The sequence below is a fragment of the Dokdonella sp. genome (assembly GCF_041395345.1).
In the GTDB taxonomy this organism is placed as follows: Bacteria; Pseudomonadota; Gammaproteobacteria; order Xanthomonadales; family Rhodanobacteraceae; genus Dokdonella.
The window spans coordinates 174629-194113 of the sequence record NZ_JAWLAR010000002.1 but is presented as its reverse complement, the minus strand read 5'-3'; the positions used below and the strand labels follow the sequence as shown (position 1 = coordinate 194113).

16 protein-coding genes and 1 pseudogene are annotated in these 19485 nt (G+C 62.2%); 13 read left to right on the top strand and 4 right to left on the bottom strand.

Annotated elements, in window-relative coordinates; genetic code table 11:
• Positions 1 to 24: 24 nt before the first annotated feature.
• Positions 25 to 1839, top strand: a complete 1815-nt coding sequence (gene recQ, locus R3F00_RS02890; protein ID WP_371280199.1) for a DNA helicase RecQ — start codon at positions 25 to 27, stop codon at positions 1837 to 1839.
• Between the two features lie 16 nt (positions 1840 to 1855).
• On the opposite strand, the gene R3F00_RS02885 is transcribed toward recQ, so the two are convergent.
• Genes R3F00_RS02885 through R3F00_RS02875 form a run of 3 tightly spaced genes read right to left on the bottom strand, consistent with a single transcriptional unit; the run spans position 1856 to position 4615 of the window.
• Entirely contained in the window at positions 1856 to 2689 is an 834-nt protein-coding gene (locus R3F00_RS02885; RefSeq protein WP_371280198.1) for a UDP-2,3-diacylglucosamine diphosphatase, read from the bottom strand.
• On the bottom strand, positions 2686 to 3417 hold the full coding sequence (locus R3F00_RS02880; protein ID WP_371280197.1) for a class I SAM-dependent methyltransferase: 732 nt from the start codon (positions 3415 to 3417) through the stop codon (positions 2686 to 2688). Before R3F00_RS02880 ends, R3F00_RS02885 begins: the two co-directional genes overlap by 4 nt.
• Positions 3404 to 4615 (bottom strand): DUF3419 family protein, encoded by a 1212-nt coding sequence (locus tag R3F00_RS02875; RefSeq protein WP_371280196.1) that lies wholly within the window; start codon positions 4613 to 4615, stop codon positions 3404 to 3406. Before R3F00_RS02875 ends, R3F00_RS02880 begins: the two co-directional genes overlap by 14 nt.
• Positions 4616 to 4752: 137 nt before the next feature.
• Between R3F00_RS02875 and R3F00_RS02870 the strand changes: the two genes are divergently transcribed.
• From R3F00_RS02870 to R3F00_RS02845, 6 genes are all read left to right on the top strand, one after another.
• Entirely contained in the window at positions 4753 to 6522 is a 1770-nt protein-coding gene (locus tag R3F00_RS02870) for a lysophospholipid acyltransferase family protein (protein ID WP_371280195.1), read from the top strand.
• Positions 6523 to 6739: 217 nt separating this feature from the next.
• Complete coding sequence (locus tag R3F00_RS02865) at positions 6740 to 8335, top strand: peptide MFS transporter (protein WP_371280194.1); 1596 nt, start codon at positions 6740 to 6742, stop codon at positions 8333 to 8335.
• A 54-nt stretch (positions 8336 to 8389) separates the two neighbouring features.
• Positions 8390 to 9421 carry a magnesium/cobalt transporter CorA gene (gene corA / locus R3F00_RS02860; protein ID WP_371280193.1) on the top strand — a complete coding sequence of 344 codons (1032 nt, stop codon included), beginning with the start codon at positions 8390 to 8392 and terminating at the stop codon, positions 9419 to 9421.
• A 26-nt stretch (positions 9422 to 9447) separates the two neighbouring features.
• Positions 9448 to 10029: a hypothetical protein gene (locus R3F00_RS02855; RefSeq protein ID WP_371280192.1), complete on the top strand. Its 582-nt coding sequence runs from the start codon at positions 9448 to 9450 to the stop codon at positions 10027 to 10029.
• A 180-nt stretch (positions 10030 to 10209) separates the two neighbouring features.
• Positions 10210 to 12273 carry a carbon starvation CstA family protein gene (locus tag R3F00_RS02850; protein ID WP_371280191.1) on the top strand — a complete coding sequence of 688 codons (2064 nt, stop codon included), beginning with the start codon at positions 10210 to 10212 and terminating at the stop codon, positions 12271 to 12273.
• Positions 12274 to 12296: 23 nt separating this feature from the next.
• Positions 12297 to 12557 carry a YbdD/YjiX family protein gene (locus R3F00_RS02845; RefSeq protein ID WP_371280190.1) on the top strand — a complete coding sequence of 87 codons (261 nt, stop codon included), beginning with the start codon at positions 12297 to 12299 and terminating at the stop codon, positions 12555 to 12557.
• A 129-nt stretch (positions 12558 to 12686) separates the two neighbouring features.
• On the opposite strand, the pseudogene R3F00_RS02840 reads toward R3F00_RS02845, so the two are convergent.
• Positions 12687 to 13398, bottom strand: a pseudogene (locus R3F00_RS02840) (aspartate/glutamate racemase family protein).
• Positions 13399 to 13531: 133 nt separating this feature from the next.
• On the opposite strand from R3F00_RS02840, the gene alkB reads away from it, so the two are divergent.
• The 6 genes from alkB (at position 13532) to R3F00_RS02810 (ending at position 18968) form a co-directional block, all read left to right on the top strand.
• On the top strand, positions 13532 to 14185 hold the full coding sequence (alkB, locus tag R3F00_RS02835; RefSeq protein WP_371280189.1) for a DNA oxidative demethylase AlkB: 654 nt from the start codon (positions 13532 to 13534) through the stop codon (positions 14183 to 14185).
• Between the two features lie 78 nt (positions 14186 to 14263).
• On the top strand, positions 14264 to 14668 hold the full coding sequence (locus R3F00_RS02830; protein ID WP_371280188.1) for a DUF3224 domain-containing protein: 405 nt from the start codon (positions 14264 to 14266) through the stop codon (positions 14666 to 14668).
• Between the two features lie 126 nt (positions 14669 to 14794).
• Positions 14795 to 15127, top strand: a complete 333-nt coding sequence (gene yajC, locus R3F00_RS02825; protein ID WP_371280187.1) for a preprotein translocase subunit YajC — start codon at positions 14795 to 14797, stop codon at positions 15125 to 15127.
• 156 nt (positions 15128 to 15283) lie between these two features.
• Positions 15284 to 17146, top strand: coding sequence for a protein translocase subunit SecD (secD, locus tag R3F00_RS02820; protein WP_371280186.1), 1863 nt, complete (start codon positions 15284 to 15286; stop codon positions 17144 to 17146).
• 16 nt (positions 17147 to 17162) lie between these two features.
• A complete protein-coding gene (gene secF / locus R3F00_RS02815) occupies positions 17163 to 18128 on the top strand; it encodes a protein translocase subunit SecF (protein WP_371280185.1) in 966 nt (321 codons plus the stop codon).
• 66 nt (positions 18129 to 18194) lie between these two features.
• Positions 18195 to 18968 (top strand): pseudouridine synthase, encoded by a 774-nt coding sequence (locus tag R3F00_RS02810; RefSeq protein ID WP_371280184.1) that lies wholly within the window; start codon positions 18195 to 18197, stop codon positions 18966 to 18968.
• The last annotated feature ends 517 nt before the right edge of the window (positions 18969 to 19485 follow it).

Below are 19485 nucleotides of genomic sequence, written 5' to 3'. Positions count from 1 at the left end.
CGGGCAACTGCTAGCATCGCCACCATGTCCGAAACTCCGCTGCAAGTTCTCAATTCCGTATTTGGCTATGCCGCGTTTCGCGGCGATCAGCAAGCCATCATCGAACGTATCAGTGCGGGAGGCGATGCCCTGGTGTTGATGCCGACGGGCGGCGGCAAGTCTCTGTGCTACCAGATACCTGCCCTGCTTCGACCGGGCACGGCCATCATCGTCTCGCCCCTGATCGCACTGATGCAGGACCAGGTCGAAGCCCTGCATCAGCTTGGCATCGAGGCGGCATTTCTCAACTCCAGTCTCGATGCCGCAGCCCAGCGCGAAGTCGAGCAGCGGCTTCGGGCGGGCGATCTCAAGATGCTGTACGTCGCGCCGGAACGTTTGCTGACCGGCCGCTTTCTCGACTTGCTCGAACAGGCCGAGATCAGTCTGTTCGCCATCGACGAGGCGCATTGCGTGTCGCAGTGGGGGCACGACTTCCGCCCCGAGTACCGGCAGCTGACCATCCTGCATGAACGCTTTCCGGAGGTGCCGCGCATCGCACTGACCGCCACCGCCGACGCGCCGACACGACGCGAGATCATCGAGCGGCTCGGGCTGGAATCCGCGCGCAGCTTCGTTGCCAGTTTCGATCGCCCGAACATCCGCTACAGCGTGGTCGAGAAGGACAATCCGCGTCGTCAGCTCAGGGATTTCCTCACCAGCCATCGCGATGAAGCCGGCATCGTCTATTGCCTGTCACGCAACAAGGTCGAGACGATTGCCGCGGCCCTGGTCGAGGACGGGTTTGTCGCCCTGCCATATCACGCCGGCATGGACGCTGCGGCGCGCCGCGCCAACCAGCAGCGCTTCCTGCGCGATGACGGCGTTGTCATGGTCGCGACCATCGCCTTTGGCATGGGCATCGACAAACCCGACGTGCGTTTCGTCGTGCATCTGGACCTGCCCAAGAGTCTTGAGGGCTACTACCAGGAAACCGGGCGCGCCGGTCGCGATGGCCTGGCATCGGAAGCCTGGATGACCTACGGCCTGGGCGACGTCGTTACCCTGTCGCAGTTCATCGCCAAGTCGGATTCGGGCGAGGAGCGCAAGCGGGTCGAGCGGGCCAAGCTCAATGCGCTGATCGGTTTTGCCGAAAGCACGACTTGCCGACGCCGCCAGTTGCTGAGCTATTTCGGCGAGATGCCATCGGGGAGCTGCGGCAATTGCGACAACTGCCTGGATCCGCCGAAGACCTGGGACGCGACCGTGGCCGCGCAAAAAGCCCTGTCCTGCGTTTATCGCACCGGCCAGCACTTTGGGGTCAGGCATCTGGTCGACGTACTGCGAGGAATGGAAGGCGAGAGGGTGAGCAAGTTCGACCACGACAGGCTCAGCACGTTCGGGATTGGCGCCGAATTCGATGACCGGCAGTGGAGCGCGATTTTCCGGCAGCTGGTCGCCGCCGGCTTGCTGGTGCCGGACGACGAAGGCTATGGCACGTTGCGTCTGGCAGATGCCAGCCGTGCCGTGCTGCGCGGCGAGACCACAGTCCACATGCGCCATGTCGCGGACAAGGTCGAACGCAAGGCCCGGCAGAAGACGGCTCGCAGCGCGCGCTCGAGTCAGAGCATCGACATCGCGCCGCACGAGTCGGCGCTGTGGGAATCACTGCGCAACACGCGGGCGCGGCTGGCCAGGGAGCAGGGCATACCGGCCTATCGGATATTCGCCGACGCCACCTTGCTGCAGATGCTTCGCGAGCAGCCCCAATCGCTCGGCGAGCTGGCCACGATCAGTGGCGTGGGTGAAAAGAAGCTGGCCAGCTACGGCGAGGAGTTTCTCGGTGTGCTGACCGCATTCTGAAGTTTGCACGGTCCGCTCACTGCTCGATCCTGTTCGGCGATGCCGAGGCAACCGGCGCCCTGGCCAGGTCATGCAGTGCAGACGCGATTTCTTCGCTGATCGGTTCCGCGCCGGTTTTCTCCCATTCGATCAGCTCGAGACGACCATCGTGATGTTCGACGATGGCCGTGCAGCTGTCGACCCAGTCTCCGCAGTTCACATAGTCGATGCCATCGACCCTGTGCATGGCTGCGACATGAATGTGTCCGCAGATCACGCCGTCCAGGCCACGCTCGCGTACGGCGCGGGCGACCGAACTTTCGAAGTCGCCCACGAAGCTGACCGCAATCTTGACCTTGCGTTTGGCGTAACCGGCCAGCGACCAGTAACCCGGGATATCGAGGCGCCGGCGTACCCAGGACAGCCAGACATTGATTCGCACCAGCCAGTTGTAGGCGATATCGCCAAGTACCGCGACCCATCGATGGTAGCGGGTGACCTGGTCAAACTCGTCGCCGTGCAGGACCAGAAAGCGTTTGCCGTCCGCCATTACATGGACGTGCTCCTGAACCAGGGCAATGTCGCCGAAGCTGATTCCGACGTGCTCGCGCAGTGCTTCGTCGTGGTTGCCGGGAATGAAGTAGACCTGCTCGCCGTGGCGCGCTCGACGCAGGATTTTCTGCACGACCGTGTTCTGCGCCTGGGTCCAGCGCACTTCGCGTTTCATGGCCCAGAAATCGACAATGTCGCCCACCATGAACAGGTTCTCGGCCGAGTAGGCGCGCAGGAATTCGAGCAGCCGCTCGGCCTGGCAGGCACGCGTGCCCAGGTGCACATCGGAGATGAAGACAGAGCGGACACGTGTGCTCATGGCTTGCGACCGATGAAGGAGTAGTACGGCACGCGTAGCAGTGGAAGATACGGAACCGGCGCGCAGGTCTCGGTCAATTCACAGGTCGGCAGCAGGCTGCACAAGGTCGGCAGCTGGGCGCTGTCCAGGCGTACGCCATCGTGGCTGAACCAGGCTGGCCAGAAGCGCCGTGTCAGCCAGGAATGTCGGCTGCAGCCTGGCAGCGGGTTTTCTGCCGCGACATAGAAATCGACCACCGCCAGAACGCCGCCGGGCTTGAGCATCGACAAGGCATTGACGATGGCCGCGCGCCAGTCCGGGATCATGGTCAGGGAATAGGAAAGGATGACGACGTCAACGTCGTGCGCCGGTTTCCATCGGGTCGCGTCTGCGTGGATGGCGCGCAGCTGTGGATAGTTGCCCGAGCGCTTGAGGGCACGCTCCAGCATCGGCTCACACAGATCGACAACCTCATAGCGCTCGATGTGCGCAGCACGATCGCCGAAATACTCGATGTTGCGACCGGTGCCTCCACCGAGGTCGACCACATGCGCGCCCGCAAACAGGGGAATCTTCTCGACAAGCTGTTCGCGCCCGTGCAGCAGACGCTCACGGAAGCGATCGTAGGAATCGGCTTGCGGCGCATAGAATTCGGCCAGGCTGTCGGCCTGGTTGGCCGACTTCGGCATACCGCGCAGCATGGCGCGCAGGATCGGAAAGTCGGCCCGGATGGCGTCAAGCCGGCGCATCGGCAATCACGAAGCCAGCGTAGGTGTGCACGCGATCGGCGGGCTGCAGGGCATCGGCCAGGTCGTTGTGGAAATGCAGGGTCTCGCGCAGGCTGCGATTGCCCGGACCGACTGCCAGCGCGTCCAGCCATTCGGGCCGTGTTTGCGCGCTGCGAAGCAGGATGCGTGCACTGGGCGAGGCTCGATCAAGAATGGCCTCCCATTCCTCGCGCAGCGCATCCGGATAGTACGAACTCATCCAGTCCATGTGATCAAGCAGGACGAAGCGGCTGATGCGCTCATCCGTGTCCTTGAGGAACTCGGTGACGGTGCGGGTATGCACGTGAATGCTGTCGACCAGACCGCTCTTGAGACGCTCGAAATTTGCCGGTTTGAGGTATTCCGGGCAGCAATCCGGTGAATAGCGGCCGGTCAGATACACGCGCCAGAAATAGTTGTTGGTCAGCGGCAGCTGGCGGCACACGTACTGAATTGAGTCGCGAATGAAGCCGGCAACGCCGTTGTGGTGCTGGGCTTCGACCAGGCGACGCTGGGGGTGGGGAACGCCGAGCAGGTTCATGACGAACTGGCGCGAGATCAGCCAGTTCACGCCCCTGCCCCAGAGCAACGGGGAAACGCGTTCGTCGTAGATGCGGCGTTGCTCTTCGAGATCGCTGGCCGAGAGCAGGTCGATCGTCGCGGCATGCAATTTCGGTCGGGCCCGAAACCAGCCGCGGGCGACGCGCGCGACGATGCCGGAGAGTCCGTGGAAATAGAAACTGCCGCGCCGGCTGGTGAACCAGTTCGCGTGGCGATCCCAGTAGTCCTGGGCGAATGGAGAGAGCTCCGCACGCAGGCGTTCCAGATAGAGGCATTCGAAGCGCGGGTGATAACCCTCGCCGAAGATCGCGAAGAAGTCCTCGTGGGCGAGGCGACGAATGCCGGCGATCTTCAATTCGAGTAGGGCGTTCTGACGCGGATTGGCATCCACGCAGTGGATGCGCCGCGGAGCGCGCAAGGCGTAGTCGAGCGCGTTGCAGCCGGCGCTGGTGATGACCAACACGGTGTCATCCGGGCCGAGTGCAAGCGCCTGGTTGTCGACCGCGGGATCTTCCCAGCATGTGTTGTAGACTAGATTGCGCGACCAGATCGCATTGAAGATGCGTCGATCCAGTCTGTCGCGCAGGCTTGCCGGGGTGGCTGCCATGGTGGATTGCATCAGCATCATTCCGAAGGCTCGGTTTCGGACATCTATCCTGCTTTGACACTGTGACAGTGACGTGAAGAAAGTCGTCATTGCGGTGAAACTTCAAGTGCGCAGCATGCGAGGCTCCGATTCGCCAGGAAGTCCGCTGCATGCTGAATCTCGAGTCGAAGGTCGAGTCGCGCTTTCCGCACTGGTTTTCGGGTCGGCGAGCGGACCTCGCGCGACCGCTGGTGCGCTCCATTGCGCGCGCGTCGCGCCTCGATGCCATCGAGGAATTCCTGCGCGAGAATGCCCACTTGCGCGGACTGGCCCTGGTCGAGGCGGCTCTCGAATGGCGCAACTGCCGTTTCCTGGTCGATCAGGTTGAACGCGAGCGTATCCCGGAGACCGGTCGCGTTGTTCTCGTCGCCAATCACCCACTGGGTGCGCTTGATGCGCTGGTATTGCTGTCGATGGTTGGCAGCGTGCGCCGCGACGTTCGCATCGTCGCCAACGATTTCCTGCTTGCCTTCGAGGGCCTGTCGGACTTGCTCATTCCTCTGCGCGTGTTTGGCGGCAAGGCGGGTCCGGACAGTGTTCGACAGATCTCGGCGGCGCTGGAGCGCGAAGAGGCCGTGATCGTATTTCCGGCCGGTGAAGTTTCACGCATGACCGCGCTGGGTATTCGCGATGCACCATGGCGGCATGGATTCCTGCGCTTTGCCGACCAGGCAGGCGCTCCGGTCGTCCCGCTGCGCATCGAGGGCAGGAATTCGGCGCTGTTCTATGCAGCATCCGCACTCTTTCGTCCGCTCGGAACCGGTCTGCTGGCGCGCGAGATGTTCGCCAGGGAAAAACGTCTTGAGGTCCGCGTCGGCCGGCCACGCGCAGTCAGCGAATTCATGCAGGGCCCGGCCGATCGGCAGCGCGCCAGCCGCGATGTACGTCGTGCCGTGTACGCCATCGGACGGCGGGATGATCAGTGGCCAACCGCGCAGGCGCCGTTGATCCATCGACCCGCGGTTGGCGCGATACGTGCCGAGCTGGATCGCCTGGATCTGCTCGGTGAAACCGCCGACGGCAAGCGCATCCATGGCGGCCGATTGTCCAGCGATTCGGTTCTGCTGCGAGAAATTTCGCGTTTGCGCGAACTGACATTCCGCCGCGTCGGCGAGGGCACCGGCAGGCGCATGGATACCGACGCCTACGACAGCTGGTACGACCACATCGTGCTCTGGGATGCCGAAGCAAGCGAAGTAGCCGGCGCCTACCGCGCCGTGCCGTGCGCGCGTGTGCTCGACACGAAGGGTCAGAAGGGCCTCTACACGGCGAGCCTGTTCGAGTTTGATGGCCGGTTGCTGCCGACGATCGAGCGTGGCATGGAGCTGGGACGCAGTTTCGTGCAACCGAAGTACTGGGGCACGCGCAGTCTCGACTATCTCTGGTACGGCATCGGCGCGTGGTTGCAGCAGCACCGGGAGATTCGCTACCTGTTCGGGCCGGTGTCGATCAGCGCCAACCTGCCGCGCGAGGCGCGCGAGTGGCTGGTGGCCTACTACTCGCGCTACTTCGGTCACGACCAGCAGCTGGTGCATACGCAGCGACCGTTTCGCTTTGTCGATGTGCCGCCCGACTTCGGCGTGCTCGATGCCGAATCCGCGATGCCGCTGTTGCGCGACCGACTCGATTCCTTGGGCGTGCGGATACCGACCCTTTACAAGCAATACTCCGAGCTGTGCGAGCCGGGTGGCACCCGCTTTCTCGGCTTTGGCATCGATCCGGCATTTGCCGATTCGATCGATGGCCTGATCCTGGTGGACCTGGCCCGGCTCAGGCAGAAGAAGCGTGATCGCTACCTCGGTCGCTTTGAGAGGACCTCGCGACCATCACCGCCGCCTTCTGTCAGCCAGGCGAGCGCAAGCGAGGGTGTCACCTGCTGAGGCACCCCGCTTCAGCTGGCCGTCGGAGCGTGGATCGATTCCGGCGCGGACCACTCGCCTCTCCATCGGCAAGGGCAAGGTGTTGATTCCTATCGACAACATCCGGCCAAGCCCGGGCTGCTGCAGCAAGCGGGACAGCTGATCGGGCCGTCCTGTTCCGGGCCGGTCTGCGGCATGCATGGCTATACTCGGTGCCTGCCCGTTGCCGGAAATGTGCATGTCGCCCGAATTGCCTGCTGACCCTGCGCCCTTGCGAAACGCTGAATTCCTGGGCCATCCCAAGGGCCTCTACATCTGTTTCTTTACCGAGATGTGGGAGCGGTTCTCCTTCTATGGCATGAAGGCCCTGCTGCTGCTGTATCTGGTCAAGTACCACCTGTTCACCGATGACTTCGGCTACAACCTGATCGGCGCCTATGGCGGCCTGGTCTATGCGATGCCGGTCATTGGCGGGCTGATTGCGGATCGCTGGCTCGGCATGCGCAAGGCGGTTGTCTTCGGTGGCGTCCTGCTGGTCCTCGGTCACCTCGGCATGGCCATCGAAGGCGATCAGGCCACGATGGTGAACGGCGTGATCACGCGCGACACCGCTGCATTGCAGGTGTTCTATTTCTCGCTGGCGCTGATCATCATGGGTGTCGGCTTCCTCAAGCCGAACATCTCGACCATCGTCGGCAAGCTCTATCCGGAAAACGATCCGCGTCGCGATTCCGGCTTCAGCATCTTCTATGCCGGCATCAATATTGGTGCGACGGTCTCAGCCCTGTTCTGCGGCTGGCTCGGTGAAACCTACGGCTGGGGCTGGGGTTTCGGCGCTGCCGGCATCGGCATGATCGCCGGCCTGGCCAATTTCCTGTATGGCCAGAAATACCTGATGGGCCATGCCGAACCGCGTGATCCGGAAAAGCTTCGTGAGCGTTTGTTCGGCCCGCTATCGCGCGAGCATGTCATCTATCTCTGCGCACTGGCCGGCCTGTTCGTGGTCTGGGCCCTGATTCAGGCGCATTCGCTGATCCTCGCGATCGTTCCGGGATTTTTCGAGCCGACGCCGGTCGTACTGTCGATGCACCTGGTCTCGGTCTGCCTGTTCAGCGGCATCCTCTGGTTCATGTTCAAGCATTGCACCAAGGTCGAACGCGACCAGATGTTTGCCGTGCTCACCTTCATCGCCTTCTGCCTGCTGTTCTTTACCCTGTACGAGCAGACCTACGGTTCCTGGGTGCTGTTTTCGGACCGCGCCATGAACCATCAGGCGCTCGGCCTGGAGTGGTCGGCCAGCCAGCTGACCTTCCTGGGCGCATTCTTCATCCTGGTTCTTGCGCCATTCTTTGCCTGGCTGTGGCCACGGCTGGAGAAACACGGGCTCAATCCGAGCAAGCCTGCCAAGTCCGCCTACGGACTGATATTCGCCGGGCTCGCCTTCCTTGTACTGGTCTGGAGCGCGCGTCATCCCGAGGCCAACGGTCTGACCAATATCTGGTGGTTCGTGCTGGCATACTTCGTACTCGAGATTGGCGAAATGCTGTTGTCGCCGATCGGACTCTCGGCGGTTACCCAGCTTTCGGTGCCGCGCGTGGTCGGCCTGATGATGGGTGGCTGGTTCCTCGGGACCTCCTATTCCGAAATCCTGGCCGCCGAACTCGGCAAGCTGTCCTCCATCGAGATTCCCGAAGGGACGGTGCTCGATGTCGCCGAGGCGCTGGCCAAGTACGATGATCTGTTCGTGTTTTCGGCCCAGATCGGTATCGGCAGTGGCATCGTCGTGCTTGTCTTGACGCCATTGATCAAGCGCCTCATGCACGGCGTGCGCTGAGCCTGCCCGGGTCATCGGATTGCCGGACGCATTCGTGGCGAGCATGATGCGCCCATGGATAAACCCGCCAATGCAATTCTTGCTTCCGCCTGCGCCTCGCCCGTCGAGGCGGCCGCGATGGTGGCCAACTGCGTGGCCTACGACATCGAAGGCAAGCGCATCGGTGATATCACGCTCGACGAAATCAGCGATGTGCTTGAACGCCCCGACACGTTTGTCTGGGTAGGACTGGTCGAGCCCGACGAAGCCCTGCTGGAAAAATTGCAGGAAGAATTCGGCCTGCACGACCTGGCCATCGAGGATGCGCACAACGCCCATCAGCGCCCGAAGATCGAGGCCTATGGCGATTCGCTGTTCATCGTCGCGCAGACGGCCCAGGTCGTGAGTGCGACGATCCAGTTCGGCGAGACGCATATCTTCGTCGGCAAGCGCTATCTGGTCACCGTGCGCCATGGGGCCTCTCTTTCCTATGCGCCTGCACGGCGGACCTGCGAGCAGTCGCCCGACATGCTCATCTATGGCCCCAGTTATGCGCTCTACGCGGTGCTCGATTTCATCGTCGACAACTTCATGCCGATCGTGCGCAGCTTTCGCGAAGACCTGCAGGAGCTTGAAGAGGACATCTTCGAAGACACGTTCAAGCGCGAAACCATCCGCCGGCTCTACAACCTGAAAAAGGAACTGGTCACGCTGCGACTGGCCATCGGACCATTGCAGGACATACTCAATCAGCTCACGCGCATGTACACCGGCCTGCTGCGCGACGAAGTGCGCCCGTATTTTCGCGATGTCTACGATCATGCCGCGCGCATCAACGAATCGACCGACACGATGCGCGAAATGCTGACCGCGGCGTTGACCGTGAACCTGTCGCTGGTCACCGTGGCCCAGGGCGAAGTGGTCAAGCGACTGGCCGGATGGGCGGCCCTGCTCGCTGCGCCCACCTTGCTGACCAGCTGGTATGGCATGAATTTCCATCACATGCCCGAAGTCGACGAGAAGTGGGGTTATTCGGTCATGATCGCCGTCACGATCGGCATATGCGGCGGCCTGTTCTGGTTGTTGCGAAGGGCGAAGTGGCTGTGAACGAGATGCAGACCGAATCCGGCGTCGTGAATCGACCATCGCTTGCGATTCGACTGCGCGAGCGACTCCCCGAAATCCTCATCGAAGCAGCGTCCGTTGTCGTGGCATTGCTGCTGGCACTGGCCATCAACAACTGGAGTGAAGAGCGGCAGCAAACCCTGCGGGCGGATGCGGCCCGTGCGGCGATCCTCGTCGAGCTGCAAGAGAACCGAAGCGAACTGGCTGGCGTGCAGCCGAATATCCGGGCCACGCTTGAGAGTCTTCGCGCAGCGGTCAGCTCGGAAGCCCCGCAACCGAAAGAGCTCAGGGTCGAACTCGACATCGCGCTGCTTTCATCGGCCGCCTGGCAGGCTGCGGCCACTACGCGGGCCAGTCAGTCCATTGACCTGGCCTGGATCACGCGCATGGCCAAGGTCTACGAATTGCAGGAAAATTTCCAGCGCGTACAGAACCTCGCGGTGGATCAGCTGGGTTCGATAGCGCCGGAAAACGGCATGGATGGCCGCGAGATCGCTCTTTCGATGATTCCTCGCCTCAATGCGCTGGCGCAGATCGCCGACGGACTGATGCAAGACTACGACAGAGCGCTGGCCTCGCCGCGGAACTGATTTCCCGAATTGAACGCCTGCATGGCCAGGCAAGGGCAACGCGTCGCCGAATGTCGGTTCCATCCCGACCGGCCCTGAGACAGGCGCCGCGCTTGCCGCCACTTCTTGCGTCGCAGCTTGACCATACCTTCCGGCACGGACAGGCTCTGGCGCAGGCAATCTGTTTGCCGCGGAGGCTGCATGCGGGGATTCATGGGAAAGGTCGGCTGGTTTGGCGTAGCCGTGCTGGGTGCATTCTGTCTGGGCACGGTCGCCCTGCATCGGGGCGAGACCATCAACGCGATCTGGCTGGTCACGGCCGCGGTGTCGATCCTGATGATCGGGTACCGCTTCTACTCGCGATTCATCGCCGAACGTGTGCTGCAAGTGGATGCAACCCGGGCCACCCCGGCCGTGCTGCGCAATGACGGGCTTGACTACGTTCCGACCGACAAGAGCGTCGTCTTCGGTCATCACTTCGCCGCCATCGCAGGTGCCGGTCCGCTGGTCGGTCCGGTGCTGGCCGCACAGATGGGCTATTTGCCCGGCACGCTCTGGATCCTGGTCGGCGTTATCTTTGCCGGCGCCGTGCAGGATTTCATGGTGCTGTTCTTCTCCACGCGTCGGGATGGCAAGTCTCTCGGCGACATGGCGCGCGCGGAGTTGGGTCCAGCCGCCGGCGTGGTCGCCATGATCGGCATCCTGATGATCATGTTCATCATTCTCGCCGTGCTCGCCCTGGTCGTGGTCAAGGCACTTGCGGAGAGCCCCTGGGGCACCTTCACGGTGGCCATGACCATGCCGATCGCGGTGTTCATGGGCATCTACCTGCGCTGGCTGCGGCCGGGCAGGGTGCTTGAGGTGTCCATCATCGGCCTGCTGCTCCTGCTCGCTTCGATCTGGCTTGGCGGTGTGGTCGCGCAGGATCCGGTCTGGGCCGGGCGCTTTCATTTCGAGGGGCGCGAACTGGCCTGGATGCTGATCGCCTATGGATTTCTTGCGTCGGTGCTGCCGGTCTGGATCCTGCTCGCACCGCGCGACTATCTGTCGACCTTTCTGAAGGTCGGAACGATCGTGCTGCTCGCGCTCGGCATTCTCGTCGCGGCGCCGGACTTGCGCATGCCGGCACTGACCCGCTTCATCGATGGCAGCGGTCCGGTCTTTGCCGGTGGCCTGTTTCCTTTCCTGTTCATCACGATCGCCTGCGGCGCCGTGTCGGGCTGGCATTCGCTGATTTCCTCGGGCACCACCCCGAAGCTGCTGGCCAATGAAAGCGAGGCACGCGCGGTCGGTTACGGTTCGATGCTGATGGAGGCCTTTGTCGCGATCATGGCCTTGATCGCGGCCTGCGTGCTCGATCCGGGCGTCTATTTCGCCATGAATGCTCCGACCGCCTTGCTTGGGACAAGCGTCGAATCGGCCGCCCAGGCCATCAACCAGCTCGGCTTCGTGATCACGCCGGATGTCCTCAGCCAGACCGCCACCCAGATCGGCGAAACCAGCATCCTCTCGCGCTCGGGCGGGGCGCCGACACTGGCTGTCGGCATGGCCCAGATCATCCATTCGGTGATTCCCGGCGAGGGCATGATGGCGTTCTGGTATCACTACGCGATCCTGTTCGAAGCCCTGTTCATCCTGACCACGGTCGATGCCGGAACACGGGTCGGCCGCTTCATGATCCAGGAGCTGGCAGGGATGGTCGTGCCGGCCTTGAAGAGGACCGAATCCTGGGCAGGCAACGTGATCGCGACGGCGCTTTGCGTCAGTTGCTGGGGCTACTTCCTCTATCAGGGTGTGGTCGATCCACTGGGCGGCATCAATACCTTGTGGCCCTTGTTCGGTATTGCGAACCAGATGCTGGCGGCCATCGCGCTGACGGTCTGCAGTGTGATTCTGATCCGCAGCAAGCGTGACCGCTATGTCTGGGTCCCTCTGGTTCCGACCGTGTGGCTGGTGATCTGCACGCTGACGGCGGGCTGGCAGAAAGTCTTCGACGACAACATCCGCATCGGCTTCCTTTCCCATGCAGCGAAGTACGGCGATGCGCTCGCGCAGGGGCAGATACTTGCGCCGGCGAAGTCCCTGGACGACATGCAGCGCATCATCATCAACGACTCCGTCAATGCGGGTCTCGCGTTGTTGTTCATGAGCATCGTGGTCGTCGTCGTCGTGTTCGGCCTTCGGGCCTCGCTGAAGGCGCGGCGCGTGGATCGGCCAACGTCGGTGGAGATGCCGTACGTTGCGCTGGAATCGGTGCGGTTGTGAGTGGGGTCAGGAAGGGAGGCGGCATGAAAGCCAACGACAAGAGCAAAGGCGCTGCATTGGGGTTCATGGCTTCGGTGCAGGAAATTGACTGGGCTGAAACCTTTCTCACTTGTTGGCGCAAGTCGGTGCAGATGGCCCGCCGCAGCATCGGCGTGCCGGATTACGACGCCTACCTGGCGCACGTTCGCAGCCATCATCCCGATCGGACTCCGATGAGCTACGAAGCGTTCTTCAAGGATCGACAGAATGCGCGCTACCGCGGTGGCGGAGGTCGCTGCTGCTGATGCTGATCGAGCAGGGAGTGGGAAGTCGGGGAGTGCTCTTTCCTTCTCCCGGCGGGAGAGGGGAAATGGCGCTGCGAATTGAGCATGAATGCCGACTGGATCCAGTCTCGTTCGGTTACCCGGGAAACTTCACCTTCGCAAAATCGACTGCCTCAAGGCCTGCTCGACAGCGGCGCTGGCGTGGATGGCGGTCGTGTCGAAGAGCGGCACATCGACATCGGCCTGCCGGATCAGGAGCCCGATTTCGGTGCACCCGAGCACGATGCCCTGCGCACCTCGGGCGACCAGGTCCTGGATGGTGCGTTGATACATTTCGCGTGAGGCGTCGCTGATCGTGCCGAGGCAGAGTTCTTCGTAGATGACGCGATGGACGGCGTCCCGACCATGGGCGTCTGGCGTGAGCACTTCAATGCCGTGCGGAAACGAAAGTCGATTCCGATAGAAATCCTGCTCCATGGTGAATCGCGTGCCGAGCAGGCCGACGCGGCTGAGGCCGGCGGCATGCACCGCCTGCGCGGTGGCATCGGTCACGTGCAGCAGCGGAATGGTGGTTGCCTCCTCGATCGCTGCCGACACCTTGTGCATGGTGTTGGTGCAGAGGACGAGAAACTTTGCACCACCGGCCTCCAGTGCACAGCCGGCGTCGGCCAGGATCCGACCGGCCGCATCCCAGTCGCCGGATTGCTGCAACTGCTCGATTTCGTCGAAATCCACGCTGTAAGAAAATCAGCCGCGCGGAATGCAGGCCACCAAGCCGGGCCTTGACCTGTTCGTTGATCAGGCGATAGTAGATCAGGCTGGATTCCCAGCTCATGCCACCAATCAGGCCAATGGTCTTCATTCGTGCCCCTGCTTGCGTAGGTCCGGGATGACCCCCATCCTTTTCTCCATGCAAGAAATCTACCAAATCGCGACGATTTTCCATGGCATCAGTGCTGTCCGATGCCGGGAACTCTTGCCGTGGTTGGGTCGCCATGGATCTGTTTGAAGACGACACGCGCAACAGCGAGGTACGCAAGGAATCTCTTGCGGCCGGGGCCAGCGTCTTGAGGAATCTGGCGCGCGGCCGCGCGCATGAGCTGCTGGATGCCATCAACGGCGTGCTCGAAGCGGCTCCGCCGCGCAACATGCTGATTCCCGGTGGCGCAAGGATGTCGGTGGCCATGAGCAACTGCGGGCCCCTGGGCTGGGTCAGTGACCGGCGCGGCTATCGCTACGAAGCGCTGGATCCGCTGAGCCAGCGGCCCTGGCCGGGCATGCCGGCGATCTTCATGGCGCTTGCGGAAGAGGCGGCGACACTCGCCGGGTTTCCCGGTTTCCGGCCGGATGCCTGCCTGATCAACCGCTACCAGGCGGGTGCGCGCATGGCTTTGCATCAGGATCGCGACGAACCTGACCTGGGCGCGCCGATTGTCTCCGTATCGCTTGGTCTGCCGGCAACCTTCCTGTTTGGCGGCCGCACGCGCTCGGAAAAGCCGATTTCGATCCCGCTGGGACATGGCGATGTCGTCGTCTGGGGCGGACCATCGCGCCTGGCCTTTCACGGGGTACGCCCGCTCAAGCCCGGCGACCATGCACTGACCGGTCCGTGCCGCTACAACCTGACCTTGCGCAGGGCCGGCAGCTGAAAGGGATGCGCCGACCTTGCACCGAGGGTCTGTCTGGCTGCAAGGTCGGCCTTCTCATTCAATCGGCAGACCGATCCCATGACCCGTCATGCAAGCGGAACCTTCGAAGTAACCCTCAATCCTCTGGACCTCAATGAGGTCGGAGAGGGCGAGACCCGAGGCCGGATCTCGATCAACAAGCAATTCCGCGGCGACCTGGAGGCCACCAGCATTGGCGAAATGCTCAGTGCCATGACAGCGGTAAAGGGATCGGCCGGCTATGTCGCGATGGAGCGGGTGACCGGGAGCCTTCACGGCCGCAGCGGCGGCTTTGTCCTGCAGCATTCGGGCACCATGAACCGCGGCGAGCCCAGTCTGGCCGTGATCGTGGTTCCGGACTCGGGAACCGGCGAACTCGAGGGCATCAGCGGCTCGCTGAGCATCGATATACGCGAGGGCGTCCACCATTACGGCCTCGACTACGTCCTGCCCGGAGACGACTGACGCTGCCGGGGTCCATTGGCAGGGCGGTCTCCCCGCTCGTGCGCCGCTGGCCCTGTCATGGCATAATCCGCGACCTTTTTCGCGTCCCGGTATTCGCCGGACGAACCGCAAACCCTTGGAGTCGCAATGGATTTCCTTATCAGTTCCGCGTATGCACAGGCCGCGCCCGCTGCCGGCGCACCGAATCCGCTGATGTCTTTCCTGCCGCTGATCATCATCTTCGGCATCTTCTACTTCATGCTGATCCGCCCGCAGATGAAGCGCGCAAAGGAAGCCCGCGCCATGGTCGCCGCACTGGTCAAGGGTGACGAAGTGCTGACCACGGGTGGCCTGGTGGGCCGCATCGAGGATATCGCCGATTCCTTCATCACCCTGGAAATCGCTGACAACATCAGCGTCAAGGTGCAGAAGAACGCAGTGACGGCAGTCCTGCCAAAAGGCACGATCAAGCAGGCTTGAGATCGCATCGGGCGAGCCCAACGCTCTGGTAGCCGGGCGAGAGGACGGATCTCTGCCGATCGCAGCAATGGCGATCGGTGAGCCCGGGCTGCAGCGCGGAACGGACGAACGATACGCTGGGCTCTTCGGCATCAGCGCAAAACCGGATTGGCAAGAATGAACGATTATCCACGCTGGAAACACATCCTGGTCGCCCTGGTGGCCGTTATCGGTGTGTTGTACGCAATACCCTCGCTGTATCAGAAGCAGCCGGCCGTGCAGGTCCTGGCCAGCAGGAACAATGCCGTTGTTGACGAAGCCCTGAAGGAGCGTGCCCTGCAGGCCCTGCAGGAACGCAAGATCGAATTCGAGCGCGTCGACATCAACGACGATCGCCTGCTCGCGCTGTTCCCGAACACCGATTCCCAGCTGTCCGCCGCGAGTGCCTTGCGCACCGATCTCGGCGACAACTACACGGTCGCGCTGAATCTGGCCTCCACGGTGCCCGAGTGGATGCGCATGATCGGCGCCAACTCGATGCCGCTGGGACTGGATCTCCAGGGTGGCGTGCACTTCCTCATGCAGGTCGACCAGAAAAGCGTGCTCCTGGCACAGGAACAGCGTTATGTGGACGACATCCGCAGCCTGATGCGCGAGAAGGAAATTCGCAACGTCAAGGTCGATCGCGGCGCCCAGGGCATCATCGTCCAGGTTGCCGATGAAGAGGAGCGCGATGCGGTCGCCGCTGCCATTGGCGCCAATCTGCTCGATCTCAATGTCGCCGACGGCCAGACTGTCAGTGGTTCGCCGACCCTGGTGGCCACGGTCAAGCCCGAGCGCATCAAGGAAATCGCCGACAATACGATCAAGCAGAACGTCGGCACCCTGCGCAACCGTATCAATTCGCTCGGCGTGGCCGAGCCGATGATCGTGCAGCAGGGCGACAGCCGCATCGTCGTCGAGCTGCCGGGCCTGCAGGACACCGCCGAAGCGAAAAAGATGCTCGGCGCGACCGCCACCCTCGACTATCGGGCCGTCGACGAGAGCGTCAACGTGGCCGACGCCGTGCGTACCGGATCGGTACCACCGGATTCGCGCATCTACTACTTCAAGGATGGCCGTCCGGCCGTGCTCAAGAAAAAGGTCATCGTCACCGGCGACGAACTGGTCGACGCCTCCAGTTCAACGGATCAGCAGACCGGCACGCCAGCCGTATCGGTGGTGCTGAACTCGACCGGTGCACGCAGCATGCTCGATTTCACTTCCCGCAACGTCGGCAAGGGCATGGCCGTCGTGCTGGTCGAGCGTATCCCGGAAGTGCGTATTGTCGACGGCAAGGAAGTGCGCAGCGCGAAGATCGAGGAATACATCATCAGTCTGGCGACGATCCGCGGTGTCTTCTCAAGCCGATTCGAGACCACCGGACTGGAAAGCGCCAAGGCAGCCTCGGAGCTGGCCCTGCTGTTGCGCTCCGGTTCGCTGGCCGCGCCGGTGGATATCGTCCAGGAGCGCGTGATCGGTTCCACACTTGGTGCGGACAATATCCGCAAGGGCATGCATGCGGTCATTCTCGGCATGCTCCTCGTGGTCGTCTTCGTGGGCATCTACTACAAGGTGTTCGGGCTGATTGCCGATGTTGCGCTGCTGATGAACCTGGTCCTCATCGTGGCCGTGCTCAGCATCTTCCAGGCCACCCTGACCTTGCCCGGCATTGCCGGCATCGTGCTGACCCTCGGCATGGCCGTCGATGCCAACGTGCTGATCTGCGAACGTATCCGCGAGGAGGCGCGCAACGGCATGACACCGTTCGCGGCCATTCGAGCCGGCTATGAAAAAGCCTGGTCGACCATCCTCGATGCCAACGTCACCACGCTGATCGCCACGCTCAGCCTGATGACCTTCGGATCCGGCCCGATTCGTGGTTTCGCGATCACCCTGTCGATCGGCATCCTGACCTCGATGTTCACATCGGTGTCCGGAACCCATTCTCTTGTTGCGCTGATTTTCGGTCGCTCCAAGCTCAAGTCGTTGCCGATCTGACCTCAAGGATTCATTCATGGAACTCTTCAATCCGAACAGCAAGATCGACTTCATGCGCTGGGGCAAGACCAGCCTCGTCGTTGCGACCATCATTTCGATCCTTGCTGCAGCAATCATTCTCACCCGCGGTCTCGACTACGGGCTGGACTTCACGGGCGGTACAAGCATTGAAGTCAGCTACGAGAAACCTGCAACCGTGGCCGAAGTCCGTTCGGCCCTGACCGCCGGTGGATTCGAAAACGCCGTGGTGCAGACCTTCGGTGGCACCAACGATTTCGCCATCCGCATCGTCGCCGACAAGGAAGCGGAAGCGACCACGCAGGAAGCCAGTGCACAGGCCAATGATCTTCTCGCCGCCAAGGTGCTGGCAGCACTGCAGACGCAGCGTTCCGATGCCAGTGTGCGCGGCAGCGAATTCGTCGGTGCACAAGTCGGCGAGGAGCTGCGCGAAAGCGGCCTCGTCGCCATCATCTTCGTCGTCATCGGCATTACCATCTATCTGTGGATTCGATTCGAGTGGCGATTTGCCGTCGCCGCGATCATCACGGAAATCCACGACACGCTGTTCACGGTCGCGATCTTTGTCTTGATCGGCGGCGAATTCGACTTGCCTGCGCTGGCTGCGGTGCTGTCGGTCATCGGCTACTCGATCAACGACACCATCGTCGTCTTCGATCGTGTGCGTGAAATGTTCCGGGCCTCGCGCAAGGGTGAGCCGGCCCAGGTTCTGAACAAGTCGATCAACACGACCCTGTCGCGCACGATCATGACGAGTTCGACCACGGCACTCGCAGTCGGCACGCTGTATTTCGTCGGCGGCCCGGCCCTCGAGAACTTCGGCCTGATCATGCTGATCGGTATCTTCATCGGCACGCTGTCGTCGATCTTCATCTCGAACCCGTTGCTGCTCGTGCTCGGTGTCTCCAAGCAGGACCTGATGCCGGTCAGCAAGGACGATCCGGCGCTCGAACGCCGTCCATGAGGCTGGATTGGCACTAGAATCCACGGGGCGCTTCGGCGCCCCGTTTCGTTTGCGGAGCATGCAGACTTGCCAGTCAAACCATTTCGACCACGAAAGCGCCCGCCTCAAGCGCCCGCATCGACCGGTCAGCATGGTCTTGCACGCGTGATTTCCAAGCGCGGCATCTGCTCCCGATCTCAAGCCGAAGTGCTGGTGCGCGCGGGGCGAGTCCGTGTCGGGGATCGCATCGTCCACGATCCCGAAGCGCGAACGGACAGCGACGCCAGCATTTTCATCGACGATGAGCTGGCCGTCCCGGCATCAAGAAAATACCTGATGCTCAACAAGCCACGCGGGCTGGTAACCACCGCTGACGACGAACGGGGTCGCGACACGGTGTACAGCCTGTTCAAGGATCGCGAACTACCTTGGCTGGCGCCTGTCGGGCGACTCGACAAGGCCAGCGAAGGACTGCTGCTGTTCAGCAACGACAGCGAGTGGGCCGCACGCATTACCGCCCCCGACGCCCATCTCGAGAAGACCTATCACGTGCAGATCGATCGTCTGCCTGATCCCGACTTGCTGACGAAACTGGAATCGGGGATCGATGCAGATGGCGAGCGCCTCTCCGCAGTTTCTGTCGTCGAGTTGCGCCGTGGCGAGAAGAACGCCTGGCTCGAAGTGATTCTGGATGAAGGCCGGAACCGGCAGATTCGTCGGCTTCTTGCAGCGTTCGATATTTCAGTATTGCGATTGGTGCGGATTGCGATTGGGTCCTTGTCGCTGGGGGAATTGGGGAAAGGGGAGTGGCGGGAGTTGAGTCTGGATGAGGTTGGCTCTCTGGGTTCGCCGACTTTATAGACGGCAGTGGATTGCTGGATATTGTCGGAGTCCAGGAACCCTCTGTAGGAGCGCCTTCAGGTGCGATGCTTTCGGTTGGGTCTTGCGCCAACTATGCGTTGTGAAGCAAAAGCGAAGCTTTCACATGATTGCGTCGCGTCGACGTTGAGGCACTAGCCCAAAGCTTTCACTCGCCTCCGGCGATCGAGTCACTTTTCTTTGCGTGGCCACTGCGCCGCAGGAGCGGCGCGAGGACTTCCGAAAAGCTACGCCGCTACGCGGCGCGGCATCCCTGCCTATTTTCACTCGCCTCCGGGCGAGCGAGTCACTTCTCTTTGCGTGGCCAAAGAGAAGTAACCAAGAGAAAGGCCACCCCGACGCAGCGGTCTCCGGGCTCCTGCCCTCCGACTTCGCGAAGTGGCTCCGGGGGTTGGCTGACAGCACATCCATGTGCTGGCAGCCAACTGACTCGCATCCTTGCGAGCCACCCTGCGGGCCTTTCCTGCGCCACTCCGCCACTGCATAGGGGCCCCGGTCA

Excerpts from the sequence above, each read along its gene's own strand:
- recQ (WP_371280199.1), top strand. The coding sequence starts at position 25 with ATGTCCGAAACTCCGCTGCAAGTTCTCAATTCCGTATTTGGCTATGCC.
- R3F00_RS02885 (WP_371280198.1), bottom strand. The coding sequence starts at position 2,689 with ATGAGCACACGTGTCCGCTCTGTCTTCATCTCCGATGTGCACCTGGGC.
- R3F00_RS02880 (WP_371280197.1), bottom strand. The coding sequence starts at position 3,417 with ATGCGCCGGCTTGACGCCATCCGGGCCGACTTTCCGATCCTGCGCGCC.
- R3F00_RS02875 (WP_371280196.1), bottom strand. The coding sequence starts at position 4,615 with ATGCAATCCACCATGGCAGCCACCCCGGCAAGCCTGCGCGACAGACTG.
- R3F00_RS02870 (WP_371280195.1), top strand. The coding sequence starts at position 4,753 with ATGCTGAATCTCGAGTCGAAGGTCGAGTCGCGCTTTCCGCACTGGTTT.
- R3F00_RS02865 (WP_371280194.1), top strand. The coding sequence starts at position 6,740 with ATGTCGCCCGAATTGCCTGCTGACCCTGCGCCCTTGCGAAACGCTGAA.
- corA (WP_371280193.1), top strand. The coding sequence starts at position 8,390 with ATGGATAAACCCGCCAATGCAATTCTTGCTTCCGCCTGCGCCTCGCCC.
- R3F00_RS02850 (WP_371280191.1), top strand. The coding sequence starts at position 10,210 with ATGCGGGGATTCATGGGAAAGGTCGGCTGGTTTGGCGTAGCCGTGCTG.
- R3F00_RS02845 (WP_371280190.1), top strand. The coding sequence starts at position 12,297 with ATGAAAGCCAACGACAAGAGCAAAGGCGCTGCATTGGGGTTCATGGCT.
- alkB (WP_371280189.1), top strand. The coding sequence starts at position 13,532 with ATGGATCTGTTTGAAGACGACACGCGCAACAGCGAGGTACGCAAGGAA.
- R3F00_RS02830 (WP_371280188.1), top strand. The coding sequence starts at position 14,264 with ATGACCCGTCATGCAAGCGGAACCTTCGAAGTAACCCTCAATCCTCTG.
- yajC (WP_371280187.1), top strand. The coding sequence starts at position 14,795 with ATGGATTTCCTTATCAGTTCCGCGTATGCACAGGCCGCGCCCGCTGCC.
- secD (WP_371280186.1), top strand. The coding sequence starts at position 15,284 with ATGAACGATTATCCACGCTGGAAACACATCCTGGTCGCCCTGGTGGCC.
- secF (WP_371280185.1), top strand. The coding sequence starts at position 17,163 with ATGGAACTCTTCAATCCGAACAGCAAGATCGACTTCATGCGCTGGGGC.